Genomic DNA, 24606 nt, shown 5'->3' with positions numbered 1-24606 from the left:
GGATAGTAGCTTCATAGGAGAAATGTCTGATGGAGTTTTCATGCCTGTAAAACGCAAAAAGAACTGCCCACGCAAGGCGGGTTCAGTTCTTCATCCTGCATTAATGCGTGTAGGCAGCCACATTATCAACATCAACAGCGTCGTGCAAGGCTGCATTCAATCCGCTGGCAATGATATTGGCGATATCTTCAATAAACTGATCAATCTCTTTCGGTGTGACGAGCAGATCGTGCCCGACAGGATTGAGCACTTCTTTGACAAGCTGCAGCCGCTCATCCTCATTAATGTTGTCCAATAGACCTAGAATTTTACCTGTAGTGTTCGTTTGATCATTAAAATGCTTCTGCATAAGGTCAAAGGCAAAATTGACGATGGTGGACGCGTAAACAACAGTCGGTACACCGATGGCGATGACGGGGATGCCAAGATTCTCTTTCGTCAAGCCTTTGCGCTTATTCCCGATCCCTGAACCTGGATGAATGCCTGTGTCCGCAATTTGAATCGTTGTATTGACACGGTCCAAGGATCGGGATGCCAGCGCATCAATGGCGATTATGAAATCTGGCTTCGATTTGTCAACGATCCCTTGCACGATATCGCTGCTTTCAATGCCTGTTGTACCAAGAACCCCAGGTGCTACGGCACTTACCGCTCGATAACCTGGACTCACATCTTGGGGAACTAATTCGAAATAATGCCGCGTCACCATCACATTCTCGACAACAAGAGGCCCTAACGCATCCGGCGTCACATTGGCATTACCAAGACCGATAATAAGTGCTTTTGCGTTTTTGGGAATGCCTATTCCCTTCAGAAATTGTTCAAACTCCTGTGCTAGCTTCGTCGCGACTCGATCTTGAAGCTGGCTGTCTTTCTCCCGAAGTGCAGGCACCTCGATGGTTATGTAATGACCGAGCATCTTGCCAAGCGCTCTAGAGCCTTCTTCGTTCAATACATTAATTTTCGTCACGCGAATGCCATTTTCTCTCGTAAACTCCTGTTCAATACCAGGAATTGGCTGCCCTTGATTAGCGGCCTGGGCCATATCCCTCGCATCGAGCGCAAGATCTGTATGTGTATTATAAAAGCCTAAGTCCATGGGAGAACCCCTTTCTGGGCATTTTAGAAGGTTGATGGTATCCCTTATTGTGCGACAGATTCCAGCCCCTTATACAATGCGCAAAGACCACTGAAAACCTATTGACAGCTCTTGCAATTTCAATTTGTGCGTGGTAGAATACTTAAAGTTGTCAGCAAACATACAAATGTAACGTTGAACGTGTTTTGTAAGTAGGAGGTGAATTTCATGCCAAACATTAAATCCGCTATTAAACGAGTTAAAGTTAGCGAAAAGCGTCGTCTTCGTAACGCTTCCCACAAGTCCGCTTTGCGTACTGCTGTGAAAGCTTTCGAAACAGCTTTAACCCCTGAAGCTCTAGTTTCTGCTTCCAAGAAATTAGATAAAGCAGCTTCTAAAGGTTTAATTCATAAAAATGCCGCTAACCGCAAGAAGTCCCGTCTAGCTAAAAAGCTGAACGCTCTTACGGCTCAAGCGTAATTCCCGGACATAAAGCAAAAAGACTAATTCTAAGCGAATTAGTCTTTTTTTCTTTTCTCCCTAGGCAGCCAGCCTAAGGAGGAATAGTTCCAAACCTAACACTTTATCAATTTTCCCCGTTTTCATCTGCAAATCAAGGTCCGCTAACTCGCCCATAATTCGGCTCAGCTTGTCTATATCGTACTTACGCGCCTGACCTTCGGCTACCTTGACCGCAAAAGGATGTAAGCCGATCTGAGACGCCATCTGCTGCCCAGAATACCCTTGCTTGCCGAGCTCCTTTACTTGCAGCATAATCCGGAACTGTCTGGCGATGAGCGAAGCAATTTTGATCGGCTCTTCACGCTGCTTCAAGAGCTCCTCCAAGATGACAAAAGCGCGATCTAAACGAACATTGACAATATCCTCAATAAGAATAAAAACGTTCTGCTCCGTGCTTCTCGCGACCAATTGATCGATAACAGCCGGCGTCGCTTCTCCCCCCGCGCCTACGAATAAGGAGATTTTCTCTAATTCAGCAGAGAGGGATTGCAAATTGCCGCCTGTGTACAGGATAAGTTGATCCGCGGCCCCTCCTGTAAACGTAAACCCCAATTGACTGGCTCGCTTGGCCACCCACTGAGTAAGCTCCTCAGGGCTTAATGAAAGGAACGGCACCGCGGCTTCCATGTCCTTCAAAGCTTTCACAATCTTCTTACGCTCATCCAGCTTATCCGCGTCTACGGTGAATACGACAACCGTATGCTCAGCCGGCGATTTCAAATACGCGGTTAACCGATCCAAGTTATGGTCGAGCTTGGCATTTTCCTTCGCACCCGTGAAGAAGAGCGCATTCTTGGCGATCACCAGCTTTTTTGGCACCATAAAAGGCAATGTCTCCGCATCATCCAAGACAGATGTGAGCGGGATTTCACTCAAGTCAAATTTGCTGAGGGCAAACTCTCTATCTTCAGGTTCCATTAACGCGTCCGTTAAAACTTGAATGAATTCACGCATTTTATATTTCTCAGGACCGTAGCACAAATATACTGGCGCTGGCCGGCCTGCTGCTATGTCTTTTAATGCTCGTTTCGCATCCATCGCTTGCCTCACCCCTCCACCTTATTCTAACAACAACAAAGGGATTACGTCAAAGTCCTAAGACCTTGATGCAATCCCTTTGCCAGTCTATTTAAACACAGATATAAGGCCCTAGAAACCTTAAACCATGTGGATGAATGAACTGTCTAGTAGCGATGTACTATAACTTACGCAGGCGAAGATCAGTTGGTGCATATCCATCCAACTTTATTTATTGGCTTCTGTCTGCGCATTCACATCAATTAAAATCGTTTGAATGGTTCCGTTGCTTGTCACTTGATAGAACAGCTTATCATCCTTCGACCATTCGATCAGCTTGATTTCATCATTCCCTTGCCATACTTGTTTGGAAGCAAAAACAATCTCCAATGTTTGACTGTTCCGAATCACAACATGTGCATCTTCAACAGATGCAGCGTATGCCCCTGAAGCCGACTTCAAGATGGAAGGGTTCTGAAGTTCATTATTCGGAAGGATGCTCGCCATCGAACCGATCTTGAACCCTTCACCAGCGGACGGTGTCAGCTTCTTCGAAACAGCATCTGGATTCGATTCATTCGGTGTCGTAGTTGGTGTTGCTGAGCCGGAAACGGCTGACATGTCCTTCGTGTCGGTTGCATTTTTCGCCATATTCGAATCCGTTGGTATTTTCATTTTTTCTGGCGCTGACGTAGAAGGAACCTGTGGCTTCACCAATGCATCTTGCCCGCTGATAGGTGCTGTGTAAGCACTGGGTTTCTCAACCATTGCGTCCATTGGTTGTGTCTGATTACCGCTAGCTGCGGACGCTTGGGGGATCAGATCTTCCTTCCCCTTCGTCTTAGTATCCGACATTGACGACTTCGGCACCGCCTGGTTTGATGTTGACAGCTCCTGTTTATAGATGTCGGCACTGTCTAGCGCACGGCTCTGACTCGAAGTTGCTGCACTAGGTCGGTCTGCTTTAGACTCAGAGCTGCTTGATGTAAAATTGAAGATGCCATCCGCATTATCTAATACAGGGTGCTTCATATTAAAGGCAAAGAACCCAATAATGAGCCCTGCGGCGACAACTCCGCTTGCGATTTTCCAGGAAAATTGCTCTCTGATGCGACTTCGTTTCGTTATCTTCCGCCCCGCCATAGACTCCGAAGCGGCTTGGAAAGGTACGACGACCGGATTCACAGGTTGTTTATCTAATTCAAGCAGCTGCGGCATGATAGCATCAACCAAAGAGAAAGGCGGCTTTACCTTCGGTAACTGGGATAACTCGTCGGACAGCGATTGCAGACGTTCGTACATCTGAGCACAGTCCAAACAATGCATAAGGTGAGCATGCAGCTCATCTTCCTCATTAGGAGTTAAATCTCCATCTAGCTGTCTTTGCATGTAGATCATCACCTCTTGACATTTCATCCCCGAACACCTCCTTTCTGATAATCTTGGAGCATCGACTGCAACGAGTGTCTAGCTCGGAATAAGTAAGACTTCACCGTATTCAGCGGTAAACCAAGCGATTCTGCGATTTCATGATACGAAAAGTCTTGCAAATAACGAAGCACAACGACAGTCCGGTGGTGTTCGGGAAGCTTATCGATTGCCTCTCGAATATCTTGCGCTAAATAGCCAGTCATAATTTCGCGTTCAACGTTATTCTCAGCTGTAAACGTCATCTCATGCTCATCCATTGAAACCGTCGGTTTCGCCTTGCGAAATTTATCGATGCAAATATTCGTAACAATCCGCTGCACCCACGTTGTAAACAGTGCTTTCTCTTCATAGGAATGAATTTTCGTATAAATTCGAATGAGTGCCTCCTGCGAAGCATCCAGCGCGTCTTGTTCATTATTTAACAAATAAAATGCGGTTCGATAAACGTGAGACTCAATCTCTCGCAACAGGGTAATGAGCGCATCACGATCACCGGCTTGTGCTGATCTTACCAGCTCGGGTGCTATCACTGGGATCCCTCCCCCTTGCACTCTTATAAACGCGAACACGTCTCATAAGGTTGCAATTCTTTTAGAATAAATATCATAGAGCGTGCAACTACCAGAATAACAAAAAAAAGACGATTTCACATCTTTTAGACGCAAAAAGGCGATTATAGTTTCAAATAACTAAAAAGCCCTAAGCAAACGATCCCATTGGGCACGTTCACTAAAGGCTATTTTTAAACTTTAAATTTGGACTAAGAGTTCTGCAAGGCGTTAGATAGCACCTCCAGTTTCGTAGACAAGTCTACTATTTCGTCAATGATTCTTAATTGCTCAGAGCTTAATGCCGCTACTTGTTCCGAAGTGGCTAACGATTGCTGGGAAACCGCACTGACATTCATCATCGATTCGCTCAGCAGGATCTGCGACTCTTCCATCGTTTGTTTCGTCATGCCCCTCAAAATGTCGTTCCGCCTGAGTCGCTAGCCCAGCGGCACCGCCAGAAATTTCAAAAATTTTGAAATAAAAATACCTGTGACCTACGACCTTTCACCTATAGAAGACTTGAACTTCTAGTTTTTTAGCTTCATCCGTGTATAAATGCCTGATCGTCGCACTTCCATTTGGATTTCCCCCATTTGATCAGTTCGAAATACGGCAGCATGCACATCATCCAAATGTTCGATAGTTTCGGGAGACGGGTGTCCATAGCTATTCATGACGCCTACTGAAATCACAGCGTAATGGGGCTGCCAATAGGCGAGCCACTCGGGTGTTGAGGAGGTTTTGCTCCCATGATGTGCGACTTTAAGTACATCGAGTTTTGTATTTTTGTTATTGGGTTGGATAGCAGTATTCTGGTTTAAATATTGAAGGACCTCCGCTTCGGATTCTTTCTCCATATCGCCTGTGAACAACCAATTCGTTCCGAGCATCTCCAACAAAAAAACAACGGATCTTGCATTTTGTTCTTTCACAAGCTCAACCTGATGATGCTCTGTTTCAAGGGGAAACAGCACTTGTAATCTTGTGACAGGATCAATTACGATCCAATCACCAACCTGTGCAGGCAGCAAAGGAACACGATGTTGCAAAAGCGTAGAAAACAGCTTCTTCATACTTTCCCCTTCTTTAAAAGTACCGTTAAATAAAAATTGTTTCACAGGAACTTGTTCCACAACAGCTTGCAACCCCCCGCTGTGGTCAGCATCCTCATGGGTAAGCACAAGCAGGTCCAGTTGTTGAATACCTCGCTTCTTCAACAATGGCGTTAGCAATTTTTTGCCTACTTCGTAAGGATCGTTACGCTTCTTCCATTCGTCTCCAGGCTTATGAAAGGTGAGCGTTCCACCCCCATCAATTAAGATATGTTTACCATAAGGTGTACGAATTAAGATCGAATCTCCCTGTCCTACGTCGAGGAATTGAACTAGACCTGTTCGCTGGAAGTGATGCGGAGAATAACCGATCCACAGTAAGATTCCAAAGCAGCTAGGCGCAACCAATAGGCTTATTTTACGGTAGCATGTGCTAATGGTTCGTTTCACCTTAGGCTCGAGCATGATGGGCAGTTCATCAGTTTCAGATTGCACATTTCGTTTCGCAAGGAAATAAAGGAGAAGAAGTGCCAAATAATACAACACCATCCATGGCAAGCTCGGGCTTGGCCAAATCATTTTGAGATGAGGAAGCTGCTGGAGGTGATCGGTCATCCAAAATATGGCTTCGTTTAACTTGGCAATCAACCACCCGATCGTTCGGCCAATGGGCACATAAATCAAGCCAAGTGCAAGTGCAACCAAGCCTGCAGGAAAGACAACCATGGAGATAACGGGCACCAGCACCGCGTTAGCGAGCCATGACAACAACGAAAATTGATTGAAATAATAGATCGAGACAGGGAAAGATACGGCTTGCGAGACGAGGGTTATGGCGATGGTGTTTTGAATTATCGGTGAATCGATATATCGCGAAAGCAGGTCAGTAACTCGCTGTACGCCAAGGATTAGACCCAGCGTAACTAGAAAGGACAATTGGAAGCTGACGTCGAGCAGGTAGTACGGATTCCAGATCAGCATCGCCCAGGCGGTAACAGCGAGGATGTGCAGAACATCCTTGAGTCCTCCCTGGCGTGCCGCAAATATGGCGATCATCGACATTAGCCCTGCGCGGATAATGGATGGGGATGCGCCTGTTAGAAGTATATAGAGCGGCAACAGGCAAAGACAGACGAGGAGGTACTTCTCTTTCGTGAGGCGCAGCCGTCGCATGATCCAGATGCAAACCGCAAGGAAAACAGCGATATTAAGCCCCGATATAGCTAAAATATGGGTCAGACCCAGCTCAGAAAATTGCTGGAAGCGGTCGGGATCTAGATCGTCGGTGAGGCCGATCAGCATGCTTTTCATGAATCCCGCCTGCGACGCGGGAAAAATGCTATCCATGCGCCTGCTGAGCGCAGCGCGCAGCTCGTCGTTCCAGCGCAGCAGCTGAACGACGCTTAGGCGCGGTGCCGCAGGCTGCACCTGCGCCTGATCCACCCCTTTGGCTGACAACAGCCAATGGGTGTGGTGAAGTCGCAAATATCGGCGGTAATCGAAGCCGCCGAAGTTGCGGGCAGGGGACGGGCTGCGCAGCGTCCCCTTAATTGTTAGGGCGTCGCCGCGGCGCCAGCCCGACGGCATGGCCTGCTGCTCCTGCTCCGTCAGGCGCAGCGAGACCTGCACGCTTTCCCCGCTGAGCGGGAAAGCGGTGTCCTGGAAGCGGACGGACGCCGCTTCCACGGTAAAGCTGGCCCTGTCACCGTCGAGGGTGACAGGGCTGGCGAACCGGCCGAGCAGCGTGACCTCGCTGCCGCTTTCGTTGACCTGCCCCTGCTGCGCGAGCGGCAGGGCTGTGATGTTGCGCTGGTCGGTCCCGTGGTAATAGCCGTAGGCTATGACGACCAGCAGCAGTGGCCCTAGCGCCTGCCGGCCAGGCAGGCGCAGCGCGAACATGACGACGAGCGCTGCGAGCAGCAGCGCGCTCGTCGTCCAAGTCAGCCATGCGATTTCGGTGAATATCGCAAGGGCATAACCACTTATCCACAGACAGCATCCTAGAACAACTGGTCTTCTCATGCGGGCACTCCCTCCATTTAACAAATAAATTGCAAAATCATGTTTTTCATCACTTTAGCGTTTGGAAAGCCAACTTTGGGTGCTGAAATGATGTTTTTCATCTTTTCAGATAAGACTGGAGACTCAGCGGTGGTCGGGGGTCAGTGGTCCCTGGTTGGGTTCGGGGTTCGGGGTTCGGGGTTCGGGGTTCGGGGTTCGGGGTTCGGGGTTCGGGGTTGGGTTTCAGCTTTCAGGCTTCAACGTTCATCTCCCACACAAAAAAACCTCCCCCCCAGCACTGCCCGATGGGCAACTGCCAGAGAGAGGTTCTTCCTCTCAGAACATTTATTTAATTCACAACTTCCGACACGGTGCCCGCAGGAGGTTCATAGCTTGCCAGCTGGCGGAACGAAATGCCTCTTGCCAACATTAATTCGCTGACTTTCTCGTGATCCTTCGGATAACCCCTATGAAAAACGATTTCCGTCACACCGCTGTTCGCTAACATATTCGCGCAGGTCCAGCATGGCTGGTCCGTTACGTACACCGTTGAGCCTTCACGATCCTCGCGATCCGTAAACAACAGCAAGTTTTGCTCTGCATGAATGGTACGAATGCAGCGATGTTTGCGCACAACTTCCTCGATATCGGCAATCATTTTCAGTTCGATTTCCTCAACCAGCATACAGCCCGCTTCGGTGCAGTCAGGTACACCCATGGGTGCCCCATTATAGGCGGTTCCCAGCAGTTTTTTGCCTTGTACCAGCACAGCACCAACATGTCTCCGATTACAACGCGAGCGCGTAGATGCCATATAGGCGATATCCAAGAAATACGTATCCCAATCCTTTCGAATGCTCATTTCGATGAACCCCCTCCTGATGACGTGATCGCTATTCCCCGATTAGAAACGATGTCCATAACTATTTCTAGTATTCTCTCATACTTCTATCGAAATGAAAAGATAGACTAGGAAGGCGCAACATAGACGAGTTCTCGCAGCTTCGCAAACATTTTGTCACCAATCCCCTTGACGTCCTTTAGCTCTTCGATCCGTTTGAATTGCCCCTTCTGCAATCGATAGGCAAGAATTGCTTTCGCTTTACTTTCGCCGATACCTGGCAGTTTATCTAATTGCTCGAGCGTTGCTGTGTTCAAATTCAAGCGTCCCTCTTTCGCCTCTTGTTTTTGATTCGGAGCTGCAGCCTGCGATGTCGGCTGGCTAGCGTGCGTTACCACAGCAGGAACGGTGGGAGAGGGAACGGCCGAACTCGAGGATGCTACTCGATTGGAGGCACTCGGACTCGCCGAAATCACTGGCCTTGCTGACTCCGGAGACACCATCTTTGGTTCAGCGTGCGGTTCACTTTTTTCCATCTCCAACAAATCCGCCATCGCATCATTGATCGGGACAAAACCCGTTTGGATCAGCGGCTGGCCCCCTCGCAAAAAAGGCCAAACAACCCCGACAATCAGCGACGCAACGCCGATCATCAAAAGTATTTTCTTTATTTTGCTACCAAAAAAAAACACGGACTACCTCCTTACTAAGCATAATTTCAGACGTGCAGCCATATACATGAAAAAGCGTCCCATTGACTATATGAATTGGTGAATAAAGAGAACATTCTTATCGGGAGGGATTACTTGATGAAAGCTGGATTCATCGGTACTGGGAGTATGGGAAGTATTCTGATCGAAGCATTCATTCATTCTGGGGCATTCAATCCCGAGCAAATTCTAGCGAGCAATCGAACGTTACGTAAAGTAGAGCTGCTTGCGGAGAGATATCCTGGACTGCAGGTTGCTGAATCCAATCGAGATGTCGTGCGGGGCTGCGATCTTATTTTCCTATGTGTGAAACCTTCTGAATTCAGAAATGTTATTGACGAAATTAAAGAGGACGTGCTCTCCTCTCAATTTATCATATCCATTACGAGTCCGATTCTGATCAAGCATCTGGAAGGGATGCTGCCTGCCAAAATCAGCAAAATCATTCCTAGCATTACGAACTATGTACTTAGCGGTGCTACCCTTTGTATTCATGGAAATCGTATGCAGCCTGAAGATAAAGAATGGCTCGAAAATATTTTCACACACATCTCCACACCTATTCGTGTTTCAGAAAATTATACTCGGATTTCATCCGATTTATCCAGTTGCGGTCCTGCTTTTCTATCTAGCTTCATTCAAGCGTTTATCGATGCGGCGGTGGAAGAAACAGGTATTTCGGCTGAGGAGGCTACACTGCTTGCCAGTGAAATGACTTTAGGTACAGGCAAACTGCTGACAACTGGCGGCTTCAATCCGGCTTCATTGCAAAAGCGTGTCTCTGTTCCTGGAGGAATTACTGCCGAAGGCTTGCGTATTTTGGAGAAGGAGCTTGCTGGTGTATTCTCTCAAGTGATTCGTGCCACACATGGTAAATATGAAGAAGACATCGAGAAGGCCGAACAGCTCTTTACATCCAAGCAGCAGTAGCCTTCTCTTTTGTCCTTTCTTAGGTATTACCCAACGACGATATTAACTAACTTACCTTTCACAACAATCAACTTGCGAACGGCCTTTCCGGCGGTCGCTTCTTTGACTTTGTCGAGGTCAAACGCCAATTTCTCCATCGCTGCTTCATCTGTATCTTTGGAAATCATCAAACGGTCAACGATTTTCCCATTGATTTGTACAACGATTTCGATTTCGTTATCCACTGTCCATGCTTCGTCATACGTTGGCCATGGCTCATAAGTGATGGACTCCACACCGCCGAGTTTTTCCCAAAGCTCTTCCGCCAAATGCGGCGCAAGTGGAGATAGCATCTGTACGAAGTTTTTCATCGCTTCAAGCGGCAGACGTTCTGTCTTGTAAGCTTCGTTGACGAAAATCATCATTTGGCTAATCGCGGTATTGAAGCGAAGCGCTTCGAAATCTTCTGTAATTTTCTTGATCGAACGGTGCCATGTACGTTTGAATGCATCACTGCCCAACTTCTCATCCGCGCTGATTTTAGCATGAACTTGGCCATTGTCATCTATGAACAAGCGCCATACACGGTTCAAGAAACGGTTAATGCCATCCACACCCGTTGTGTTCCATGGTTTCGTTGCTTCCAGCGGTCCCATGAACATTTCGTAAATACGCAGCGTATCAGCACCTTGATCGTTCACGATGTCGTCAGGATTTACAACATTACCGCGTGACTTACTCATTTTTTCCATGTTCTCGCCAAGAATCATCCCTTGGTTGACGAGTTTGTGGAACGGCTCTTTCGTGTGCACAAAGCCTAGATCGTACAGCACTTTATGCCAGAAACGCGCATACAACAAGTGAAGTACTGCGTGCTCTGCCCCACCGATGTAGAGATCAACAGGCAGCCATTGCTTCTGAAGCTCATCGGAGCAGAACGCTTGATCATTTTTCGGATCAATGAAACGCAGGTAGTACCAGCAGCTTCCCGCCCATTGCGGCATTGTATTCGTCTCACGGCGAGCTTTCATTCCTGTTTCAGGATCAATCGTATTGACCCATTCCGAAACGTTGGCAAGCGGTGACTCACCTGTTCCAGACGGTTTAATCTCATCCACTTGCGGAAGCAAGAGTGGCAGTTGGTCCACAGGGACAGGCTTCATTGTGCCGTCTTCCAAATGAAGAATCGGAATCGGCTCACCCCAGTAACGTTGACGGCTGAACAGCCAGTCTCTCAAACGATACGTCACCTTGCCGCGGCCTTTGCCGTTTTGCTCCAACCACGCGATCATATGTGTGATCCCTTGCTCAATGTTCATGCCGTCGATTGGGCCGGAATTCACATGTTTACCATCGCCTGCGTAAGCTTCCCTGTTCACGTCTCCGCCTTGCACGACTTCGATAATCGGCAAATCGAATTGCTTCGCAAACTCCCAGTCACGTTGATCGTGTCCTGGAACCGCCATAATCGCGCCTGTACCGTAGCCGCCAAGGACATAATCTGCGATCCAGATTGGCACCTTCGTGCCGTTTACCGGATTGATTGCGTAAGCCCCTGTAAACACACCGGATTTGTCTTTCGCCAAGTCGGTCCGCTCCAAGTCGCTCTTACGTGAAGCTTTCTCTTGGTATTCTTTGATCGCAGCAGCTTGCGCATCTGTCGTGATGCTGCCAACAAGCTCATGCTCAGGCGCCAGTACGCAGTACGTAGCTCCGAATAGTGTATCAGGACGTGTTGTAAACACGGTCAAACTTTGATCCGCATGCCCATCAATCGCAAAGACAACTTCAGCTCCTGTTGATTTGCCAATCCAATTGCGTTGCATATCCTTGATGCTTTCTGACCAATCCAATTCTTCAAGGTCTTCTAGCAAACGCTCTGCATACTCTGTAATTTTCAAAATCCACTGACGCATCGGCTTCCGAATGACTGGATGATTTCCACGCTCACTCAGACCGTCAATAACTTCCTCATTCGCAAGCACGGTACCCAGTGCTGGACACCAGTTAACCGGTACTTCATCGACATAAGCAAGTCCTTTATTGTACAATTGGATGAAAATCCACTGTGTCCACTTGTAGTACTCTGGATCTGTCGTGCTAATTTCGCGATCCCAATCATAGGAGAAACCGAGGGATTTGATTTGACGACGGAATGTGTCAATATTCTTCTTCGTGAACTCACGTGGATCGTTCCCTGTGTCCAGCGCGTACTGCTCAGCAGGCAGACCGAACGCATCCCAACCCATCGGGTGAAGGACATTGAACCCTCTCATCCGCTTGAAACGTGAAACGATATCTGTCGCTGTGTAGCCTTCTGGATGTCCTACGTGCAATCCTGCGCCTGATGGGTAAGGAAACATATCCAACGCATAAAATTTCGGCTTATCCGAATTTTCCAGCACCTTAAACGTTTTCTTCGCATCCCAATATGCCTGCCATTTCGGCTCAATCGCTTGGGGGTTATAACCTTGCTGTTCTCTTGTCTCTTTCAATTCCTGTGTCATGACCCATTGCCTCCTTCAAGTTGCCCTTATCTGCCTATGCGCACAAAAAAACCTCACATCGCTAGCGGATATCGCTAGGGACGAGAGGTATAATTCCCGTGGTACCACCCTAGTTAACACAAGGCATTCTTTGCCCGTGTTCACTCTTCCCCTTAACGCGGGTGAGACGATCCAGCTAGCGCATCTGATCTAGGATCAGGCGGTTCACCTTCTAGCTCCGAGGCGAGTTCTCAAGACAAACATCTACCGGCTTCCACCTAATCTCCGGCTCTCTAAAAGATGCTGTACAAGGTACTATTCCTCATCTAAGCGTTGATACAACTAATTAAATTAGATTATATGTAAAATAATGCCGCACTGTCAAGCCGCGAACGCACGCCGCACACTTATTTTTTTGCAATAAAGAAAGCTCGTTCCGTCATTATAGTCGGTTGCTCCCACGTAAAGTCTGCAGCCAAATGTACTTCTCTGAAGCCCACATCGAGCAGCGTTTGCTTCAACCATGACAGCGGATACGCTCGTTGATGATGCGTCTCGTCAATGCGTCTGAACTTCGCTCCAGCCCCTTCATCTTTGACGAAGATCGTAAGATCGTGTTCAATTTGCACCCGGTCTTCATCTAATTCACTTGTCCAAATATAAGCGACATCGTCTTCATTCAGAAAAAAAGGCTGGGAATCCGCATACGCAAACAATTGCTCTGGTGTATGAACATCGAACACAAATAGGCCATCTGACTTCACACCTGCATAAGTTTGACGGAAAGCGTCCACAATGTCCGCTTCTTCCAGTAAATAATTCAGGCTATCACAGAATGACATGGCAACATCCACCTCTTCACCAAGCTCCCATTCACGGATATCTTGCTGAATCCACCGAATCGTACCGCCGCGCAATTGCCCTTGTGCGTCAGTTTGCTTCTGCTCAGCGACAGCCAGCATGTCCTCCGAGAGATCAATACCCGTAAGTTGATACCCTTGTACAGCAAGAGGAATCGTAAGATTGCCAGTTCCACAACCAAGGTCGACCAGTGTTGTCGGTTTCATCTCAAAGCGCTCGAAGCACTCTTGCAAGAAGCGCAGCCAATCCTCATAAGGCATGCTGTTCATCAGCCTGTCATACGTGTAGGCAAATTGTTCATAACTCATATTAGCCCTGGCTCTCCTCTTGCTTCATGTACGTCCAATCCTCTTCCTGATAGACGACCCCATCTTTCATCAGCTTGCCTAATGCGCGTTTAAAAGCTGACTTACTGAGTCCGAAACGGTCTTTAATAATATCGGCCTGCGTTTTATCAGAGAATGGCATGGCGTTTCCAGGTCGAGAACGGAGTACTTCAAGAATACGCTCGGCGTCCTCATCTCTTCCCTTTTCCTTCGGAAGCCGCATGGTCACATTCACACGTCCATCTTCTTCGCGCACAAAAGCAACCCTAACATCCACTAGCTCACCTAGTCGAAGCAAACGTGTCCGTTCTGTCGGCGCAATCAAGCCGATTACCCCAAAACCTAGAACGCCTGCTTCACATACCACAAATGTTCCCATTTGAAGCGGTCTGTAAACCCGTGCCTTTACCCACTGATGCTGCCAACTTGATGGTGCTCGTACACAAAGCGGTGCCAAGTCATCTTCCAGCGCTACCTTAGCAATTAATCGGCCTTGTCGATCATGCGTCAAGGTGACGAACACCTTGTCCCCAACGACAGGACGAAGTTCATCCAGTTCAGGTACTTGACGGTAGGGCAGCAGCAGATGCCGGCCTAGTCCCATTTCTAAGAAATAGCCGAAACGTGGATGGATATCCACAACCTCCAGCAATCCCACTTGACCCATGGTTAGTAAAGGACGTTTCATCGTCGCCATGATGCGATCCTGTGTATCGTGGAATAAGAACACTTCCACTTTGTCTCCAGGTTGAATGCGACTACCTACGATTTCCGCATAAGGCAGCAGAAAATCCTGATACCCATCACTCAGGAAAAAGCCGTTTGGCGGAACTTCCCTTGCTACCTCTAGCGTAACAAGGGATCCTGCTTCCACTCTCATACGCGCTCCACAACTTTCGCATCCGACCAAAGTTTCTCAATGTTATAATACTGACGATCATCGCGGTGGAACACGTGGAGAACGACATCTCCGAGATCAAGCAGAACCCATCTCGCGGTATCGATACCTTCGAAGCCTCGAATGTTCACGCCATGCTCATGCGCTTTCTTGCGTGCTTCACCAGCAATAGCCTGTACTTGTGTTTCCGAATTTCCGTGGCAAATAACGAAATAGTCCGCAATTAAAGATACGCCTTGCAAATTCAAACTCACGATGTCTGCAGCCTTCTTATCTTCTGCAGCCTCTACCACGAATGCTAATATTTGTTCTGGGGTTTTACTCATGCAATCATCCTCCATGTCATTGTTTCTGAACTTCCTCAATTAAATCATTTCGCGTCAAAATCGTAAGTGGATAAATTCGCTTCCCTTTGGAAAGTAAAAAGGAAATCGTGGAATCAAATCCCGCGATTAACGCCTTCTCCAGGCTGCTCTTCGCGAGCTCTCGAATAAAATCGACCCCAGGAAAGTCGCGACCTGGCTCCATATAATCCGCCAAGCAGACGATTTTGTCGAGCTGGGTCATCCGTTCACGACCTGACGTATGGTACCGAATCGCATCCAAAATTTCCTCATCATCGATTCCGAATTGCGTCTTCGCGATGAAGGCGCCTGCGTGCGAATGCCACAGTTCTTTATCGAAAGCCAACAAATCCTGTGGTAATCCGTTCTCGCGAATAATCTTAGCTTGCTCTTCGATCGGCCAATACTTGCAATAATCATGCAAAATTGCAGCAATGTCTGCTTTAACCGCATCACCGCCGAAACGTTCAGCGAGCATCACGCTCGTTTCCATCACACCCAGTGTGTGCTGCCAGCGCCTTTCAGGCATTTGCTCCTTCACAGCAGCCATGAGGTTCTCACGATTCATATAAGTGATTCACCTCCATGAATTGCCTTACCTTATCAGGCACAAGGTACCTGACAGGATCTTGTTTCTGTCTCAGCGCACGAATGGCTGTCGATGAAATTTCCACCTGCGGCATGGGTACAATGTGAACACGATTTCGAATCGATTCCGCCAGTAGATCCACATCTAATACGTAGCCAGGACGGGCTAATCCAATAAACTGAATTTGCCGCACGATGTCATCAATGCGATGCCACTGCGGCAAATATTGAACCATGTCGGCACCGATGATATAAAAGAACGTGTAGTCCGGGTATTGAGAGGTTAACAGCTCAATCGTCTCGATACTATAGGATACGCCGCCTTTGCCGATTTCGATATCAATTGGACGAAAAAAAGGATTGCCTTCCGCTGCAAGGCAAACCATTTCCCAACGCTGCTGGCTTGTTGCCTTCGGAGCATTAGGCTTATGCGGTGGTGTATTGGCGGGCATGATCCATACCTCGTCAAGACCAGCTTCAACTCTCGCACGCTCAGCTGCGATTAAATGCCCAGTATGGATGGGATCGAACGTGCCTCCCATAATTCCGACAAGCATGTGTCCACCTCTTTAGCGCGGCAGTTCGATTTTCTTCTTGTCACGCGATTCTTTGTACAGAACGACGATTTTACCGATGACTTGAACAAGCTCTGCGCCTGATTTCTCGGATAATTCATTCCCAACTTCTTGACGGTCTTCACCGCTGTTGTTCAATACTGTGATTTTAATCAATTCGCGAACTTCTAGCGCCTCTTGGATATGGCGAATTAAGTGTTCGTTCACACCGCCTTTGCCCACTTGAAAAATGGGATCCACATGGTGCGCAAGCGAGCGCAAATACCGTTTTTGTTTGCCTGATAACATTGCTGTCCCTCTATTCATTCTTATTCAGATAACGACTGTTCTACCACCTGTCTCATCGCCGCAACCGGCGCAGGGGTACCCGTCCAATACTCAAAGGCATACGCGCCTTGATAAATAAACATGCCGAGCCCGCCATGAATGCGTGCTCCGATCGCTTCCGCTTCACGAAGAAACCGTGTAATACGCGGATTATAAATTAAATCACTGACGAGATGATGCGATCGAAGGAGATGAATTGGCATCGGAAGCTCATCCACGTGCGGGTGCATGCCCGCTGAAGTTGTGTTCAGCACGAATTCTACCTGGTCCACAACGTCAGCTAGTTCATCCATGCCTAACCCGACCGTTTGCGTAAATGCGCCGATCGTCTCGGCAAGCTCTAAAGCACGCGCCTTTGTCCGGTTTGCCATATAAATGCAGCTTGCACCTTCCTTGGCTAGCGCATACGCTACGCCTCTCGCTGCACCACCTGCACCTAGTACGAGAACACGTTTCCCCTTAAGCTCAATCCCTGTCTCTTCTTTCAAGGATCGCACATAACCGATGCCATCTGTGTTGAAGCCTTTGAGCTTGCCCTCGTCATTCACAATCGTATTGACTGCGCCAACTATCAAAGCCCCTTCATCGATCTCATCGAGATAGTTCATCACATCGACTTTGTGAGGAATCGTCACATTGATACCGCGGTAGCCCAAAGCACGAATTCCCTTGACCGCTTCTCCGAGATCTTCTGGCTTCACATGAAAAGCAGCGTAAACACCGTTAATGCCCGCTTCTTGAAAAGCGCGATTTAACATAATCGGTGAACGGGAATGCCGAATGGGATCCCCAAAAACACCGTAAAGTACCGTATGGCTGTCAATTTTCCGTTGTTTCTCCATGATCTCCCACGTCCCCCAAACGTTAAATCAACGACTCCCGTGTAATCACTTTAATGCCTTTCGGTGCATGAACAGCAAGCTGTGCTCCAGCCAAGCTGTTAACTTTGATCCAGCCTAGACCTGAAATCAACACATCCATCGATTTCCCCTTCGGAATGTGCAGCGGGTGTTTCACCAGTTTAGGAAGCTCCTCTAAATCAGCAAGCTTTGGTGGTGTTAACATTACGCCTTTATGCTCTTCGTATAGAGTATCAGCCTTCTCCAGCTTCGTCCGATGAATCTGGATCGCATTCGACGTATAACAGGTAAAGGATTGGTGCTCACCTTGCAGGAAATCAAATCGAACCAAAGCCCCGAAGAACAAGGTTTGTTCTGGATTCAACTGAAATACCATAGGTTTCAGCGGCTTGTCCGGCATCAAAAGTGTTAGATCACGCTTCTTCACAACCTCAGTGAGACGATGTTTGTAAACAATCCCTGGCGTATCGATAATAAAACGACCGTCATCCAGCGGGATTTTCACAAGATCAAGCGTCGTTCCTGGATATTGCGAAGTCGTCAACTCGGATTCCAGATCACTATAATCACTAATGAGTCGGTTAATAAGCGTTGACTTCCCAACATTCGTAGCGCCGACAACATACACATCCATATTGCCGCGATACTCTTGCACAGCAGAAATAACACGCTCGAAGCCCATGTTTTTCTTTGCGCTGCACAGCACAATGTCAACCACCTTCAAGTTCTCTTCTTTTACTCTGCGCTGAACCCAGTTAATAATCTTGTTCGCATTCGTTACCTTGGGCAATAGATCAATCTTGTTAACAACGAGCAAGACTGGGTTATTGCCAATAAAGCGAGCCAACGAGGAGATCATACTGCCCTCAAAATCGAAAATATCGACGATTTTGACGACCAATGCCTTCGTTTGACCGACACTTCCTAATAATTTCAGGAAATCATCCTGTTGCAGCGTAATGCTCGATGATTCATTGTAATGCTTAATTCGGTAGCAGCGTTGGCAAATCAACGGCTCCTTCTGTAAGGCAGCCTCAGGAATAAACCCCAGCTTCTGTTTGTCTTCTTTCTGCAGCGTAATGCCGCACCCCGCACAATGTAGTACTGTTTCTATGCTCATGCATCCTCCTATTTCTTCATCCTTGCCAAAGCCCACTTCTCAATGAGGCGATTAATTCTTGTAAAGAAGCCTTCATCTTTTCTGGAAATAGGTTGTACAAGGATCGTATAAAGCCCCATTCGGTTGCCGCCAAGGACATCGGTCAGCATCTGATCACCGATCACCGTCGTCTGCCTAGCATTCGTTCCGAGCAGCTTCATCGCTTTATGGAAGGAAGCGTTCGTTGGTTTTTTGGCACGGTGAATAAATGGAATGCCCAGCGGTTCAGCAAAAGTCGAAACTCTCAACCGATGATTGTTCGACACGATCACGATTTTGAATCCAATCCCTTGCATGTTTTTCAGCCATTCTATCAACTCAGGCGTCGCGTGAGGATCGCGTGCACCGACAAGTGTATTATCAAGATCCGTTATAATTCCGCGAATACCGAATCCCCACAGGTGATTGGCATCGATATCATAAATTGTATGAACAGACTGTCTAGGTACAAGCTTCTTCAACAAACAAATTCCCTCCAACTGCTTCCTTGACATATACGTGAAACTATACCATAGTGCCCCGATTGTTGCAAAACGAAAAGAACATATTTTCCCACTAGACGCGTTCAGGCAGCGGCAGCCAGTTTAAGACGCGTTGAATCTTCAAATCCCAATAGCCCCATTCATGCTCGCCAGGCTCTTCTTCATACGTAAGCGGAAGCTCTAGTGCACGGCAATAATCGCGAAACCGCAGGTTATCTTCATATAAAAAGTCTTCCGTGCCGCAGCACTGATAGAGCATTGGCGCTTTCTTTTCGCTGGCGACGAGCTGGTTGGCAAGATGAAATAAGTCATTAGACCCGCCTTTAACAGTCGTTACATCCCCATAAATCAGTTGAAAATCAGCGGGAAATGTAGTTGCTCGCGTTACGATATCAACAGCTCCCGACAGGCTCGCTGCTGCTGCGAAGCGCTCCGGATGCGTCAGTGCTAATTTCATTGCGCCATAACCTCCCATGGAAAGACCCGCAACATAATTGAGTTCTCTTTCTGAAGCTAACGGGAAGAAGGAACGTGCCAAGGCAGGCAACTCCTCACTAATGAATTCCCAATACTTTGGACCATAAGCCATATCGGCATAAAAGCTGCGATTCACCGCTGGCATTACCACGGCAATCCCTAATTGCGATGCATATCGCTCTATGGACGTTCTCCGCATCCAGATCGAATGATCATCGGATAAACCGTGCAACAGGAATAAGGTCGGATGCTTACCTCCGTATTGCTGTGAATCAAGCCCAATCTGGCTTCTTGTCGCTTGAGGTACAATTACATTCATCGATGCGGAAACCCCGAGAGATTCCGAATAAAAATTACATGTCATAAACGCCATAATAAATATCTCCCTTCTCATAGGAAGCCACCCCCCAGGATGGAGAGTGGCTTCGCTCACCTATTTCATTTGTTCTTTAACTCGAATAATTAATTGATTCACTTGCTGGTATTCTACTTCTGTGAAGGCAAGCTTGCTGTATTTCGCTCTTTCGAATAGTTCGATTAACGCATCCAGCTCTTTCTTCAACCACTTGCTCTGCGTCGACCATCTGGTGGTTGCTTCACGCAGAGTTTCGTGCTCGTGTCGCGTGTATCCTTTTCGGCGGCTTGAGCGGAGCATCCTCTCAAACTCAACAACAATCTTCTGATTCCAGTTCACAACTTGCATCTGTTTGCGACGTTCTCGCCAATTGTGCCAGGCTTCGCTTCTCATGAGGAAAAATAAACCAACAGCTGCAAGACCTGCTGCAGCCACACCGCTAAGCGTCAGCCACAACCAAGTTAAACTCGGCGCATCGGACGTCGTTTCTGGCGTAGTGCTCACATCTGAATCCGGCAACTCATCAACTGGAGGCGGCGCAGCTTCAGGGAATACATTCGGCAGCTTAAAGCCAGATGTCGGTTCGAAAGAGATCCATCCGAAACCTTCGAAATACACTTCAACCCATGAATGCGCATCCGAATTGCGGATCGTATACGTGGCGGCTCCATCCAGGTCGACGGATGCCCCAAGCTGGCTCAAAATCCCTTGTTCTCGAATCTCGTTTGCTATCGAAGAGGAGCCAGATGAGTAGCCTTTCACCCAACGAGTCGGCAATCCAAGTGAACGCGTCATGACTGCCATCGCTGTGGAGAAATAATCACAGTAACCCTGCTTTACTTCAAATAGGAACCGATCTACGAAATCCTTACTTTTCGCCTTGGAGTCATCCGGTGTATTTGTGTACGGGAAATGCTCTGATAAATATTTCTCGATCAGCTTCGCTTTATCATAGGGATTCGTTGCTGTTTTCGTAATATCAGCAGCGAGCTGCTTCACCCGCTCAGGAAGGTCCGCAGGCACTTGCAAATACTCCGCCCATTCAGGCTTGTTCGCATAGTCCGCCTTTACCGCACGGAGTAGATCCTCCTCAATAATTGGTTCTTGAGTTACCAGCTTATAGTCTTTGGGGTAATTGTTGCGCCCCGTAAACCGCAGCTCCGATTGGCGCGGAGCCCAGACGATTCGCTGCAGGGGATTCTCCCCTTTGTTTACTTCTATAATTCTCTGAATGGTCGTACCCCCAAATAAAACAGGGAACACCTCGTCTCGCTCCATGACAACACTTTGCGTAACTTCCTTCGTCTTCAATTGGGAAAGGTCAAAGCGCGGATCTGGCGGTAAGGGATTTAAATTCACCCGATAGAGCGGCAATCTTTTCTCTGTCGGTGTGAGCTCCCATCCTTTTCCGTTGTACAGGCTCCTAGTTTCACCACGGAAGTAAGTGCGTTTACTAGATTCAACCGACATGACCGGCGTGTAGTCAAAACGAAAGCCGCCGCCAAGTTGACTGTCATCACGGCTATAACCCGAAGACGCATCAGCCGTTGAAGTGACTACGCTGACACCTTTACCAAGCATCGGCACCGTTTCCCCGCGACTCACTTTCCAAGCCGTATAAGGGTCTGTCAGCAAAGGATTCACTGTCGGCGCGAAAACACCAGCAACGGCGATCACCCCTACCAAGATGACGATCGGAACGATAAAGGAAGAAGGATAGTCGGAAATCGTCTCCCAGATGTCAGGCGCACGCTTCTTGAGCAAAGTAAAGTGCCGAACAATTAAAAGCAGAAAACCGCATAGTAAAATCATGGCGACCTGCGGCCATAAAAAGATCGTACTGAACGAATCGCGAACGGCAAAAAATAAAATACTGATAAAAATAAGAATCACAATGCGATATCGCTCTTGAATGGACCACATCGCAAACAAAAATGTGATCCATGCCCCTATACTGAACCAAATATAAGGCTCAAGTTGCCCCGCATTTAGTCCAATCCATCGAAGGGCATCCCGCCAAACTTTTACTTCGACTGAGACCCAATGATAACCCATACCTAAACCATGCAGCCAAATGATTAAAACGAATTGGATAAGTGCTCGCCAACCCGTCCGAATGCGCGGAATGAGAAATGTCGCTACACTCAGAACGAGCGTCCATGTCACAAATGAGACGGTTTCAGGCAGCCAGAGGCCGTCCTCTTTCATAATCCAAATTACGAATTGATACAAATAAATCCCGACAATGAGCGCTGATACACGCAACGCCCATTCTTTGAGCAACAGGCGGCTCCACCAAGTATTAGGCATATCGTTTCGCCCCTCCCAGCTGGTTAGGCAAGTCTGCTAACTGACCAACCTCATACCCCATATAGCCTTGAGAGCGAATCGCTTTAATGTAATCCTCCTTCGTGGATACCTGCGGCTCTTCCTGCGGTTGTAGATCTGGGACGGATGGTGCGTGAATCCAAATATGACATGGCTTCATTTGGAGAAGCGCCATTTGTTGAAACATTTGCAGCATCGCAGTCCCTTTTTGCGGGGAAATCAACACGATCAAGCTGCCAGCAGGCCATTCCTGTGAACGCTCTTTCAACGTTTGCTTCAGCGATTGATAACCGTCTGCTTCGACACCGACAAGATGCTTTACAATTTCTTTGTAATGTTGCTGCGTATGCTTCGGTTCAAAATACGTAAATTCCTTGCCGATAGATAGCAAGCCTAGCGACATCTCCCTCCCTGTCCCGTAGCGGAACAAGGAGGCAGCGACAGACACGGCAAGCTCAAACTCCGCTTCGTCCCTATAGGATCGAGCCGTACGATCCAACAGCACAATCGTTTTCGGCAATGACTCCCGTTCGAATTCTTTCGACTTCCACGTCCCCGTTTTGGCCGTTGCATTCCAATGAATGCGAGAAAGTCGATCGCCATAAATGTATTCGCGAACCCCATTAATTTGCGTCGTTTCACGCTGCGCGTTCGTTGCGGTAGAGTGATGTTGCAAGCCTTTGAGCATATGGTGAAATTGCGCCCATTCGCGAATGGCAACCGTTTGTGGATATACGGTAATCGCTTGCTCTAGTTCGAGACGGCCTCGATGCTGGAAAAACCCAAAAATATCTTCCGTTAAACACTCCGTCGATGCGAAACGATAGTAGCCTCTGCGCAGCGGTGGTGTACTGTACGTAAACTCGCCTCTGCGCTTCCAATCAGGAACGATGGAGCCTTCGAAGATCGCCTCATCCCCATTTTGGCGAATGAGTTTATCCTTCATTACGACGTAGGGAATCGGCCAAACCCCAGGAATTTGCAAGCCGATTTTAATCTGAAGCGATTGTCCCGACTCAAATTTCGTTTCAATGCCCGTGTTGGTCAGCCTGCGCGTACCTTGTGAGCGCTTAATTCCGCTCCAATTTCCTGACAATAAATAGACGGATAAGAACGTCATCATAATGAAGAGCATGGAGGCAAGCTTGCCACCCTGATACAACATGAACATCAAGCTAGCCGCAAAACATGTCAAGAGCAGCCAGAAAGCAGCCGGAAACCTAGGAATTTTCCCTATGCGTTGGAATACCGGTTGTTTCATAGGCTCACTTCTCCAATCTGACCGGAACACGAACTCCCTCAAAAATCGTCCGCAGCACAGAAGCTACTGTCACGCCATCCATGCGCGCTTCCATCTGCAGTATCATCCGATGTCCGAGAACGAATGGCGCCAAATACTTAATGTCATCCGGGATGACATAATCGCGACCGTGTAAGAAGGCATAAGCTTTCGATGCTAGAACGAGTGACAAGGTTGCGCGCGGACTCGCGCCTAAGAAGACAGCTTGATGATCCCTCGTTTTTCTGGATATCGTTACTAAGTAATCGGCAACCGCATCATCCATATGGACTTGGCGGACTTGCTCCTGCATCTCCAGAACTTGATTCGTATCGATAATCGCCTGAAGGGCTTCCATCGGGTGAACTCTGCTTTGTGAGGCAATCATTTGTTTCTCTGCAGCTTCATTCGGATATCCAAGACTGAGCTTAATCATGAAGCGATCCAATTGCGCTTCGGGTAATGTATACGTGCCCTCGAAATCAATGGGGTTCTGCGTAGCCAGCATCAGAAAGGGAGATGGCAGTTCATGCAAGTCGCCGTCTACCGTAATGTGCCGCTCTTCCATGGCTTCTAGCAGTGCGGACTGTGTTTTGGTGGTGGCCCGATTGATCTCATCGACCAACAAAATGTTGGTCATAATCGGACCTGAACGAAACAAAAATTTCTCTTCTTTGGGATGATATATAGAAACACCAGTAATATCTGTAGGTAATAAGTCCGGATTACATTGAATACGGCGGAACTGGCCATGTATAGATCGCGCGAGCGCCTTTATAAGCACGGTTTTGCCTGTGCCAGGAACATCCTCAAGCAGTACATGACCACCTGCCAACATAGCGGTTAGTAACAATTCAATTTCAGCACTTTTGCCCAGAATACACGACTCCAAATTCGATTTCAGCCTAGCTAAAGTTTCTACATGTGATTGAGTGGCAGTTTCCATGTGTGGTTCCTCCTTAGAGTTTGCGTAGAAAAATTCTTCGTCAATTCGTTAGTTCGCAGAGGTGCAAAAAATGAAGGAAAATGTACATAAATCTAGTTTACAGGAAAGTTTTTCTTCCGTATACTTGTAAATCCTCTAAAGTTATTTGTTAAAATTACCCATCGAGTGCAAGGTGAAAATAGAAATAAAAAAGACGCCTCACG

The 24606-nt window shown here is 47.8% G+C and carries 24 protein-coding genes and 1 other annotated feature; of the genes, 2 read left to right on the top strand and 22 right to left on the bottom strand.

Annotation, left to right across the window (positions count from 1 at the left end):
* Positions 1 to 100: 100 nt before the first annotated feature.
* The gene (gene gpr, locus MJB10_RS09740; protein ID WP_314804077.1) at positions 101 to 1099 is read right to left on the bottom strand and encodes a GPR endopeptidase; all 999 of its coding nucleotides are present in this window, start codon (positions 1097 to 1099) and stop codon (positions 101 to 103) included.
* Positions 1100 to 1306: 207 nt separating this feature from the next.
* Between gpr and rpsT the strand changes: the two genes are divergently transcribed.
* Positions 1307 to 1558: a 30S ribosomal protein S20 gene (rpsT, locus tag MJB10_RS09735; protein WP_065850436.1), complete on the top strand. Its 252-nt coding sequence runs from the start codon at positions 1307 to 1309 to the stop codon at positions 1556 to 1558.
* A gap of 60 nt (positions 1559 to 1618) precedes the next feature.
* On the opposite strand, the gene holA is transcribed toward rpsT, so the two are convergent.
* The 7 genes from holA to MJB10_RS09700 form a co-directional block, all read right to left on the bottom strand.
* Positions 1619 to 2638 carry a DNA polymerase III subunit delta gene (gene holA, locus MJB10_RS09730; RefSeq protein WP_314804071.1) on the bottom strand — a complete coding sequence of 340 codons (1020 nt, stop codon included), beginning with the start codon at positions 2636 to 2638 and terminating at the stop codon, positions 1619 to 1621.
* Between the two features lie 207 nt (positions 2639 to 2845).
* Positions 2846 to 4033: a zf-HC2 domain-containing protein gene (locus MJB10_RS09725; protein ID WP_314804068.1), complete on the bottom strand. Its 1188-nt coding sequence runs from the start codon at positions 4031 to 4033 to the stop codon at positions 2846 to 2848.
* Positions 4030 to 4578: an RNA polymerase sigma factor gene (locus MJB10_RS09720; protein WP_314804066.1), complete on the bottom strand. Its 549-nt coding sequence runs from the start codon at positions 4576 to 4578 to the stop codon at positions 4030 to 4032. Before MJB10_RS09720 ends, MJB10_RS09725 begins: the two co-directional genes overlap by 4 nt.
* 230 nt (positions 4579 to 4808) lie before the next feature.
* A complete protein-coding gene (locus tag MJB10_RS09715) occupies positions 4809 to 5006 on the bottom strand; it encodes a hypothetical protein (protein WP_314804063.1) in 198 nt (65 codons plus the stop codon).
* A 120-nt stretch (positions 5007 to 5126) separates the two neighbouring features.
* A complete protein-coding gene (locus MJB10_RS09710; RefSeq protein ID WP_314804062.1) occupies positions 5127 to 7673 on the bottom strand; it encodes a DNA internalization-related competence protein ComEC/Rec2 in 2547 nt (848 codons plus the stop codon).
* Positions 7674 to 8001: 328 nt separating this feature from the next.
* Positions 8002 to 8514, bottom strand: coding sequence for a deoxycytidylate deaminase (locus MJB10_RS09705; protein WP_314804060.1), 513 nt, complete (start codon positions 8512 to 8514; stop codon positions 8002 to 8004).
* A gap of 107 nt (positions 8515 to 8621) precedes the next feature.
* Positions 8622 to 9185, bottom strand: a complete 564-nt coding sequence (locus MJB10_RS09700; RefSeq protein WP_314804059.1) for a ComEA family DNA-binding protein — start codon at positions 9183 to 9185, stop codon at positions 8622 to 8624.
* Positions 9186 to 9302: 117 nt separating this feature from the next.
* Here MJB10_RS09700 and comER point away from each other — a divergent pair, with 117 nt between their 5' ends.
* Positions 9303 to 10133 carry a late competence protein ComER gene (comER, locus tag MJB10_RS09695; protein WP_314804056.1) on the top strand — a complete coding sequence of 277 codons (831 nt, stop codon included), beginning with the start codon at positions 9303 to 9305 and terminating at the stop codon, positions 10131 to 10133.
* 26 nt (positions 10134 to 10159) lie between these two features.
* On the opposite strand, the gene leuS is transcribed toward comER, so the two are convergent.
* From leuS to MJB10_RS09625, 14 genes are all read right to left on the bottom strand, one after another.
* Positions 10160 to 12619 (bottom strand): leucine--tRNA ligase, encoded by a 2460-nt coding sequence (gene leuS / locus MJB10_RS09690; protein ID WP_314804053.1) that lies wholly within the window; start codon positions 12617 to 12619, stop codon positions 10160 to 10162.
* Positions 12620 to 12692: 73 nt separating this feature from the next.
* Positions 12693 to 12936 (bottom strand) — a binding site (T-box leader).
* Positions 12937 to 13005: 69 nt separating this feature from the next.
* Positions 13006 to 13767, bottom strand: a complete 762-nt coding sequence (locus tag MJB10_RS09685) for a class I SAM-dependent DNA methyltransferase (RefSeq protein WP_314804050.1) — start codon at positions 13765 to 13767, stop codon at positions 13006 to 13008.
* 1 nt (position 13768) lies between these two features.
* A complete protein-coding gene (locus tag MJB10_RS09680) occupies positions 13769 to 14665 on the bottom strand; it encodes a CvfB family protein (RefSeq protein WP_314804048.1) in 897 nt (298 codons plus the stop codon).
* Entirely contained in the window at positions 14662 to 15009 is a 348-nt protein-coding gene (rsfS, locus tag MJB10_RS09675) for a ribosome silencing factor (RefSeq protein ID WP_314804045.1), read from the bottom strand. The genes MJB10_RS09680 and rsfS overlap by 4 nt, the downstream gene beginning before the upstream one ends.
* Positions 15010 to 15025: 16 nt before the next feature.
* The gene (gene yqeK, locus MJB10_RS09670; RefSeq protein WP_314804042.1) at positions 15026 to 15595 is read right to left on the bottom strand and encodes a bis(5'-nucleosyl)-tetraphosphatase (symmetrical) YqeK; all 570 of its coding nucleotides are present in this window, start codon (positions 15593 to 15595) and stop codon (positions 15026 to 15028) included.
* Positions 15585 to 16172, bottom strand: a complete 588-nt coding sequence (locus tag MJB10_RS09665) for a nicotinate-nucleotide adenylyltransferase (RefSeq protein ID WP_314804039.1) — start codon at positions 16170 to 16172, stop codon at positions 15585 to 15587. The genes yqeK and MJB10_RS09665 overlap by 11 nt, the downstream gene beginning before the upstream one ends.
* Before the next feature lie 12 nt (positions 16173 to 16184).
* Positions 16185 to 16478, bottom strand: a complete 294-nt coding sequence (gene yhbY, locus MJB10_RS09660) for a ribosome assembly RNA-binding protein YhbY (RefSeq protein ID WP_314804036.1) — start codon at positions 16476 to 16478, stop codon at positions 16185 to 16187.
* A 20-nt stretch (positions 16479 to 16498) separates the two neighbouring features.
* Complete coding sequence (locus MJB10_RS09655; protein WP_314804033.1) at positions 16499 to 17359, bottom strand: shikimate dehydrogenase; 861 nt, start codon at positions 17357 to 17359, stop codon at positions 16499 to 16501.
* A gap of 22 nt (positions 17360 to 17381) precedes the next feature.
* Positions 17382 to 18497, bottom strand: coding sequence for a ribosome biogenesis GTPase YqeH (gene yqeH / locus MJB10_RS09650; RefSeq protein WP_314804032.1), 1116 nt, complete (start codon positions 18495 to 18497; stop codon positions 17382 to 17384).
* Positions 18498 to 18505: 8 nt separating this feature from the next.
* Positions 18506 to 19000, bottom strand: coding sequence for a YqeG family HAD IIIA-type phosphatase (locus tag MJB10_RS09645; RefSeq protein ID WP_314804029.1), 495 nt, complete (start codon positions 18998 to 19000; stop codon positions 18506 to 18508).
* 91 nt (positions 19001 to 19091) lie between these two features.
* Complete coding sequence (locus MJB10_RS09640; protein ID WP_314804027.1) at positions 19092 to 19868, bottom strand: alpha/beta hydrolase; 777 nt, start codon at positions 19866 to 19868, stop codon at positions 19092 to 19094.
* Between the two features lie 60 nt (positions 19869 to 19928).
* Entirely contained in the window at positions 19929 to 22160 is a 2232-nt protein-coding gene (locus MJB10_RS09635) for a transglutaminase TgpA family protein (RefSeq protein ID WP_314804025.1), read from the bottom strand.
* On the bottom strand, positions 22153 to 23439 hold the full coding sequence (locus MJB10_RS09630) for a DUF58 domain-containing protein (protein WP_314804023.1): 1287 nt from the start codon (positions 23437 to 23439) through the stop codon (positions 22153 to 22155). The genes MJB10_RS09635 and MJB10_RS09630 overlap by 8 nt, the downstream gene beginning before the upstream one ends.
* Before the next feature lie 4 nt (positions 23440 to 23443).
* Positions 23444 to 24403, bottom strand: coding sequence for an AAA family ATPase (locus MJB10_RS09625; protein WP_314804021.1), 960 nt, complete (start codon positions 24401 to 24403; stop codon positions 23444 to 23446).
* Positions 24404 to 24606 lie beyond the last annotated feature (203 nt).

The organism is Paenibacillus sp. MBLB1832, assembly GCF_032271945.1.
GTDB classification, from domain to species: Bacteria; Bacillota; Bacilli; order Paenibacillales; family NBRC-103111; genus Paenibacillus_E; species Paenibacillus_E roseopurpureus.
Note: the sequence above shows the minus strand (reverse complement) of the source record. Positions and strands in the feature narration are given on the sequence as shown.